Source organism: Nocardia cyriacigeorgica (genome assembly GCF_010858045.1).
In the GTDB taxonomy this organism is placed as follows: domain Bacteria; phylum Actinomycetota; class Actinomycetes; order Mycobacteriales; family Mycobacteriaceae; genus Nocardia; species Nocardia cyriacigeorgica_E.
Genome location: NZ_JAAGVC010000390.1, coordinates 1 through 278 on the forward strand (window position 1 = coordinate 1; position 278 = coordinate 278).

Annotated in this window: 1 pseudogene; it reads right to left on the bottom strand. The window is 67.6% G+C overall.

Features of this window, described 5'->3' with window-relative positions:
* Positions 1–265, bottom strand: a pseudogene (locus GV790_RS30150) (three-helix bundle dimerization domain-containing protein); the annotation flags it as partial.
* Positions 266–278 lie beyond the last annotated feature (13 nt).

Below are 278 nucleotides of genomic sequence, written 5' to 3' on the forward strand. Positions count from 1 at the left end.
TCGCCACACCGTTGAGCAGGTTCTCCAGCGTTTCGTAGGCCGGGATGTCGACCACGTCGATGAGATCGCGCACGACCGGCACATCGTGCGCCACGGTGACGGCGTCGAACTTCGCGGCATCGCCGGTGCGGAAACCGTGCTCGGCGGCGAGGGCCTGCAGCTCAGGGTCGGTGGACAGCAGCTGCCCGACCCGGTCGCCGTCGTCGTTCAGCGGCACCAGGGCGTGCCGGGACAGCACGGTGGGCGAGGGATACAGCAGCTTCATCTCCGGTTTGATC